Annotated in this window: 4 protein-coding genes; 2 read left to right on the top strand and 2 right to left on the bottom strand. The window is 57.4% G+C overall.

What is annotated here, in order from left to right:
• Nucleotides 1–53 precede the first annotated feature (53 nt).
• Both QMX93_RS17265 and QMX93_RS17270 read right to left on the bottom strand, forming a co-directional pair.
• Nucleotides 54–2,651 (bottom strand): RHS repeat-associated core domain-containing protein, encoded by a 2,598-nt coding sequence (locus QMX93_RS17265; RefSeq protein ID WP_282357300.1) that lies wholly within the window; start codon nt 2,649–2,651, stop codon nt 54–56.
• Between the two features lie 29 nt (nt 2,652–2,680).
• Nucleotides 2,681–5,170, bottom strand: a complete 2,490-nt coding sequence (locus QMX93_RS17270) for an RHS repeat-associated core domain-containing protein (protein WP_282357302.1) — start codon at nt 5,168–5,170, stop codon at nt 2,681–2,683.
• A 155-nt stretch (nt 5,171–5,325) separates the two neighbouring features.
• Between QMX93_RS17270 and QMX93_RS17275 the strand changes: the two genes are divergently transcribed.
• Together QMX93_RS17275 and QMX93_RS17280 are read left to right on the top strand one after the other, a co-directional pair.
• A complete protein-coding gene (locus QMX93_RS17275) occupies nt 5,326–5,790 on the top strand; it encodes a hypothetical protein (protein ID WP_053117285.1) in 465 nt (154 codons plus the stop codon).
• A 35-nt stretch (nt 5,791–5,825) separates the two neighbouring features.
• The gene (locus QMX93_RS17280; protein ID WP_282357303.1) at nt 5,826–6,650 is read left to right on the top strand and encodes an SDR family oxidoreductase; all 825 of its coding nucleotides are present in this window, start codon (nt 5,826–5,828) and stop codon (nt 6,648–6,650) included.
• The last annotated feature ends 111 nt before the right edge of the window (nt 6,651–6,761 follow it).

Below are 6,761 nucleotides of genomic sequence, written 5' to 3' on the forward strand. Positions count from 1 at the left end.
GTTGCGTTCCCTATCCGCAGCGGGTTGGGCGGGGGCTTTTTTTAGCCTGGATTTCAGGCCGTTTTTGGCGATTGCGCTTTCGATTTTCCACCGTTGCGAGCGTAGACGGCGACAGCAGCGATGGCTCGAGGAGGTATTTCACCGGTATTCAAATCGTTATCCCGGCCCATAAAAAACACTTCGTGCTCTTTGTTATTCAGTTGATCCAGTGCCTTGATCAAATCCAGATGTTCAATCCGCTTTTCCCGAAGCATCATCCCACCATAATTCAAGATCAGCCTTGGCACGGTCATAAAGTGCTCAGCCAGTTCAGGCTCTAGTTTATTCACGTCGATAGTCACCAAAGTCTTCTTCTCAGTTGCGAAATTTTTAGCGACGCCACGCTTTGTGCTCAATGACAAAATTGCGCCTTCACTTCCGGTTCCTGCTGTATGTTTGAAGACATCAGCAATGTAGCTTTTATAGTTTTCTGTCGTTGATAACTTAGCCGGGTTCCTGAGCAGGCCGTTGCCTTCGATTACCACCTTGTCAGCCAAGTGCGCCCTGTAAAGCAGTCCGTTCTTTATTTGATAATCTGCCGCTTTCAATTTTTCTCGCGAGTCGAACACGCTATCAAGCTTTTTGAATGGATTGGGTACTCTCAATCCGAATACCCTCGCCCCTGACTCGTGCTTCCGCATTTCCTTGCGAAAAGTCAAAAAGTCTTGGAATTTTGAACCCGAGAAAAAATCATCAAGAAAGGCATCGTCTTCTTTGGATGGCATAAACCCTTGGGGGGACAAACCATTGGGGTCGGAAAACACCATTGGGCTATTTCTTACCGCCCTATACATATTCAGCCCATCGATATTTGCTGCCGGATCAGGATTCAACCATCGCTGCCGTTCAGATGCGTAATACCTGAACCCATAGTAATCAAGCCCGGTTGCATCCCGCTCTTTACCCGAGTACCTGTGCGTTTTGTAGCTGACCTGCACAGCCTCGCCGTCCGACCATGCCGTGCCGCCAAACGGGTAATAATTTTCCCGAGTGATAATGTTGGCATGCTGATCCAGTTCCAGCGTGCCAGAGCCCAGATGATCGGTCAGGCTGTAACGCTGTTGATTATTGGCAATCGACGATGGCCGTCCCGCCTCCCAGTGCAACACCCGCACGTTCCCGCGCCCGGTTCGGATATCAATGACATGCAGTTCTTCACCGCTGCCACTGTGCGTACGAATTTCCAGGCCAGGCAGGTAAACAGTTTCAATGATGTTGGCTTGTGCGCTGGTTTGCAGCACGCGGATTTTGCGAACGCGCATGCCGTCGGCACCATATAAATAGTGTTCGCTGTCATCAGTGCCTGCACCTCGCTCAACTGGACGCACTTGATCCAGTTGATTGCGTCTATTCCAGCTGAGGAAAACCCCACGTTGCAGCATCAGCAAATTGCCATTGGCGTCGAATCCGTCGCGAAAGTCATCCTCGCCCGGTTCCATACCGTCGAGTACAGGCAGGCAACGATTGCTGTGGCTGGCAGCGACCAGTCGATGGCCTGGGTTGCGCGCGCCGAAGTGGGTCAGTTCAAGCAGATTGTTGGCTTCGTCGTAACGATAGGTCTGGCGATAGTTAACGAGGATTTTCGAAGGTTTGGCCAGGTCGCCATGCGTCACCGTTCCAGCCTCCCAACCTGTGGCTTCGATCAGTTGCGACAGACTGTCGTAGCGATACCGGTTGATCGGCTCAATGCGCTGGTTAGCAAAGTAGCGAATCGGCAAAGCAGCGTCTTCAATGCACAGCACATTGCCGACTGAATCGTAAGCGTAACGCAGATCCTGCAGGCATTCGTGTTGCCCGCGATGCGACAGCAAGCGTTTCAGGCGTCCATCCTCAGCAAAGTATTCGAGCGCGGTGACTACGCCGTTACCCGCTACTTCCTTTTCAACCTGACCGTCGGCGTTGTAAGTAATGGCGCTGACCATCGGCAGCCAATGCACCGTGTTGCTCAGTTGCAAATCCACGCCACGCAAGCGGCCGTCGCGGGTGTGGCTGAAACGTTGTGTGTTGGCTTGAGCATCCGTCTGGATTTGCAGATCGCCCAATGGCGTCAATCGTGATCGGGTGACGTGTCCCGTCAGTGAATCGTGGATTAATCGTCGTTCCTGCTCCAAGACCGCACCGTTCAATCCGTACTCGTTGAACAGTAAAACGCCGGCCGAATCCTCATGACGAATCAATCGCCCGCACTGGTTGTGATCGCTGCTTGTCTCGTCACCGTAGAAGAGTTGTTCGGCAGTTTCTTCGTTCTCGAAAACTTCCAGTGGCCGCAATTGCTGGTCATAACGCGTCTGCCGCCGAGTGCCGCGCCCGTCCCATTGTTCCAGCAGTTGTTCGCCGTCACCTGCCAGATTGACCCGCCATCCGGCATCGACACTGACGCTGCTCAAGACCTTGTTGGATATCGAATGGACGATTACCAGATTCGCTTGCCCCGTGCGCCACAAGCGCGGATCCCACTGTTGAGTTGCACGCCCGCTTGCGTCGTGAAGGGTGAGCTGGATGCGTGCTTCGGCCGGGAGAGACGCTTGCGCTCGACAATAATCGACTGCACGAGCCGTCAGGCCTCGTGGATCGTTTACCAATAACCTTGGCGTTTTGCTGTGCAGGTTCATCTGCGTTTTCCACTCCGCGATAACACCGCTTACTCCTGAGCAACCACTGCAGCCGTGGCGCGTTTGCCACGCTTGTTGGCCACCTTCAAAGGATCCTCGGCCATCAGCGCCATCGATATGTTCGGTGGCGTCGCCGAACCGAATCCGGCGGCGAACAACTGCATCGAGAGTGCACTCGGCGCTGCGCAGGACTGTGCGGCTGTTTCGCCAATCTGATGGTAAAAACCGGTGAAAGCGGCCATCTCCGGTAACTTGCTCAACAGTGATGAGGTGCTGCTGGCAACCGGTACACTCGTTGGCAACACCTGCTGGGTACTGCGTTGGCGGCTCTGCATCTGTGCTTGCGCATCGTAGACTTCGAGCACGCGCCCGCCGGTTTCCAAAACACTGCCCACGACACCAATCAGCGGATGCTTGGCATAGGAAAGGGTTTTGCCAATCACTTGCGCGCCCTGAGCAATCCTTTCTCGGGTTTCTGATGACACTTGTGGCAGACCTCGAGACGATTCCTGCATTCGCAATGCCGCACTGCCTGAGGCCTGAGTGGGCAATGAAACCAATCCATCCTGATCGCGATAGAACAGTGGATTGTTGCGCATGGCCCGGTAGCGATTGGGCCCGTCGACCTCCTCACCGGGATCGGTACTGACCCAGCGTTGCAGCCACGCTGCGTAATAACGGAAGCCAAAATAATGCAGGCCGGTGGCATCCTGCTCCTTGCCTGAGTAACCGAGGCTTTTGTCGCTGACATCGCCGTCCTGCCACGCCGTTGCACCGAAGGCATAAAACATTTCGCGGCTGATGATTTGCCCATCGCCATCCAGTTCAAGACCGATGGAACCGACGTGATCGGTGCAGCCATAGCGGTAGCGATCCGGTCCGCCGTCACGATGCAAAACGCGCACGCTGTTGAGTCCGATCGCCACGCTGATCACCTGCAAATGCTGGTTGTTACCGCTGTGGCTGCGCAGTTCCAGCCCGGGCAGATAGCGCGTCTCGGCGATCACTGTGCGTTCATGGGTGTGCCATTCAGTGATCTTGCGCGCGCGCAAACCGGCGCCGTCATACAGATAAGATTCGCGATCATCGAGCCCACTCTCGCGGGTAATGGGCGTGACGCGACTGAGCTGATTGCGCAGGTTCCAGTGCAGATTTCGTCCGGGCTCCAGCGCCAGCAAGTTGCCGTTGTTATCAAACGCGGCAGCGATGTCGGCCTCCGTGGGCGCCGTGCCGTTGCGCCAGGACAGGCAACGATTGCTGTAGCGAGCGGCGCTGAGTTGATGACCCTGAGCTTGTCCGCCGACATGGCTCAATTGCAGGAGATTACCGCTGGCGTCGTAACGGAAGGTCTGCCGATAGTTGCCGATCGCTGCCGGATCCGCCTGGCCGCTCGCGCCGGGGCCCCGCTGAGTAACGAGCGACTCCCAGCCAGTGGCTTCGATTAACTGGTAAAGACTGTCGTAGCGAAAATGCCTGATCGGCTCGATGCGCTGGTTGGCGAAATAGCGCACGGGGAGTGCCTTGTCTTCAATGCTCAGTACATTGCCCATCGGGTCGTATTGATAAAGCCAATGCTGCAACACCAGGCCAACAGTGCTCTTGGTCAGACGTTCGAGCAGTCGACCGTCCTGTGGCCGATAAAGCAACGTCGTGCTGACACCGTTGCCCGCCATTTCGTATTCAACCTGGCCTTCAGCGTTGTAGCGGATATCGCTGACCAACAGCTGCGTGCTGGATTGATGCTTCAACTGCAAAGCAGCGCCACGCAAACGGCCATCCACGGCCATCTCGAACGTTTGTCGATGACCCTTGGCATCAATGAGTTCGTGCAGCGTCCCTTGTGGGGTAAAGCGCCATTGCGTGATCGCACCTGGCCCCGGTTCGAGCAATCGCAGACAATCATCCAGCAAGGGTGGCCAGTTCGGCGCAACCGAATCCTGGGTGAAGTGGCGGGTGTTTTCAGTGCTTTGACCGCTGATCGCGAACTGTGTGAACAGCACGCAACCAGCGGGATCGAAGTGCTGGATCAGCTCGCCGAACTGATTGCATTGCGCATCGCCCTCCCCCGGCCGGCCGTACTCCAAGCGTTCGACACAGCGTCGGGGCTCGGCCACCGCCTCTTCGAACTTCGCCGTCGGGCGCAGACGCTGATCGTATTCATTCTCGTGCCGCGTGCCACGACTGTCCCAAGTGGACAACACTTGATTGCCCAGACCACGCAGCTTGATATGCACACCGGCATCGGTGCTGTCCGAACGCAGCACTTCGCCATTCAATGCATGCACCGAAGTCAGGTTGGCCGGCGTCAACGGATCCGTTGCTTGCAGCGCCCACAGTCGCGGATCCCATTGTTTGACGGCATGCCCGGCGACGTCGAGGGCCGTACGGTGGATACGCGTTTCAGCAGGCCGGTTTTCATCGTCGCGCCAGTAATCCACGTTGCGAATCTGCAGTCCGCGTGGATCATTCACCTCAAGCATCGATGTATGACTGTGGATGCCCATGGGTTTCGACCACATCCTTGGTGCGTGCGGTTATCACAGCAGGCAAAGTGCCGCGTGCCTACTGTCAGAAATTACAGTCCCGACCAACGGCGCAATCGACTGTTCTACGAATATCCATTGCGCCGGCCCTTCGGTAGGATGGTGCTCACGAACTCAAGGAGCGCTCCCCCATGTTCATCGGCATTTTGCTGGTCATCACCTGGCTGATCCTGTTGCTGCGCTATCCGGCCAAAGCCTTGCCGGTGTCAGTGGCAGCCGCTATCGGCCTCGGTCTGGTAGCGATGTGGGTGGTGTGGCTAGACAACCGCGAGATCAAGCAACTGGCGCGCCTCGAGTTGCGCATCAGCTACGCGCCGGAGCAATGCCCGGCCGATCGCCCGCTGCAACTGAAGATGAACAACGGCAACAGCGTGCCGCTGACCGAACTGCGCTGGCGCATTGCAGCCTACGCGCCGGGCGACACGGTCAATCTGGCCGACAACCAATACACCGCGCCGCGCTACCGTGGCCCCGGTGAATTGCAGGCCGGTTCGACGTGGGAAGACTGTTTGCCATTGCCGCCACTGCGTCCCGGTTATCGCCCGCAAACTCTGGAGTTCCGCGCCGAGCATTTGCAGGGTAGTTTCTCCGACTGATCCCCCTTCCCAACTTTTTGCACAAGGAATGCGCCATGCCCGTTGCGTTGATTACCGGTTGTTCCAGCGGCATCGGCCGCGCGCTTGCCGATGCGTTTAAAACGGCGGGCTACGAAGTCTGGGCCAGTGCGCGCAAGGCTGACGATGTCGCTGCATTGAGTGCGGCCGGTTTTACCGCCGTGCAACTGGATGTCAACAACGGCGCGGCGCTGGCGCAACTCGGCGAGCGAATCAATCAGCAGCACGGCGGCCTCGACGTGCTGATCAACAACGCCGGTTATGGCGCGATGGGGCCGTTGCTCGACGGCGGTGTGCCGGCGATGCAGCGGCAGTTCGAAACCAATGTGTTTTCCATAGTCGGCGTTACCCGCGCGTTGTTTCCGGTGCTGCGGCGGGGCAAGGGACTAGTGGTGAATATTGGCAGCGTGTCAGGGGTTTTGGTCACGCCGTTTGCCGGTGCCTACTGCGCCTCGAAAGCGGCGGTGCACGCATTGACCGATGCCTTGCGTATGGAGCTAGCGCCGTTCGGCATTCGTGTGATGGAAGTGCAGCCGGGAGCGATTCAGTCGAGCTTCGCCAAGAATGCCGGGCATGAGGCCGAGCAATTGATCAATGAGCAATCGCCGTGGTTTCCGTTGCGTGAAGGCATTCGCGCGCGGGCCAAGGCTTCGCAGGACAAGCCGACGCCGGCTGCTGAGTTTGCCGCTGATTTGCTCAAGGCCGTGCGGCAGAGCAACCCGCCGCGCTTGATCCGCATTGGTAACGGCAGCCGGGCGTTGCCGCTGTTGGCGGCGTTGTTGCCGAAGGGGTTGCTGGAGTCGGTGTTGATGAAGCGGTTCGGGTTGCAGAGGCAGCTCTGAGACCGAGTTGACGCCATCGCGGGCAAGCCTTGCTCCTACGGTTTTGTGTGCGCCGCAAACCCAATGTAGGAGCAAGGCTTGCCCGCGAAGAGGCCAGACCAGGCACTGCAG

Source organism: Pseudomonas sp. PS01303 (assembly GCF_029959385.1).
GTDB classification, from domain to species: Bacteria; Pseudomonadota; Gammaproteobacteria; order Pseudomonadales; family Pseudomonadaceae; genus Aquipseudomonas; species Aquipseudomonas rustica.

Bases quoted from the DNA above. Each gene is read 5' to 3' on its own strand.
- QMX93_RS17265 (WP_282357300.1), bottom strand. From the start codon at position 2,651: ATGAACCTGCACAGCAAAACGCCAAGGTTATTGGTAAACGATCCACGA.
- QMX93_RS17270 (WP_282357302.1), bottom strand. From the start codon at position 5,170: ATGTGGTCGAAACCCATGGGCATCCACAGTCATACATCGATGCTTGAG.
- QMX93_RS17275 (WP_053117285.1), top strand. From the start codon at position 5,326: ATGTTCATCGGCATTTTGCTGGTCATCACCTGGCTGATCCTGTTGCTG.
- QMX93_RS17280 (WP_282357303.1), top strand. From the start codon at position 5,826: ATGCCCGTTGCGTTGATTACCGGTTGTTCCAGCGGCATCGGCCGCGCG.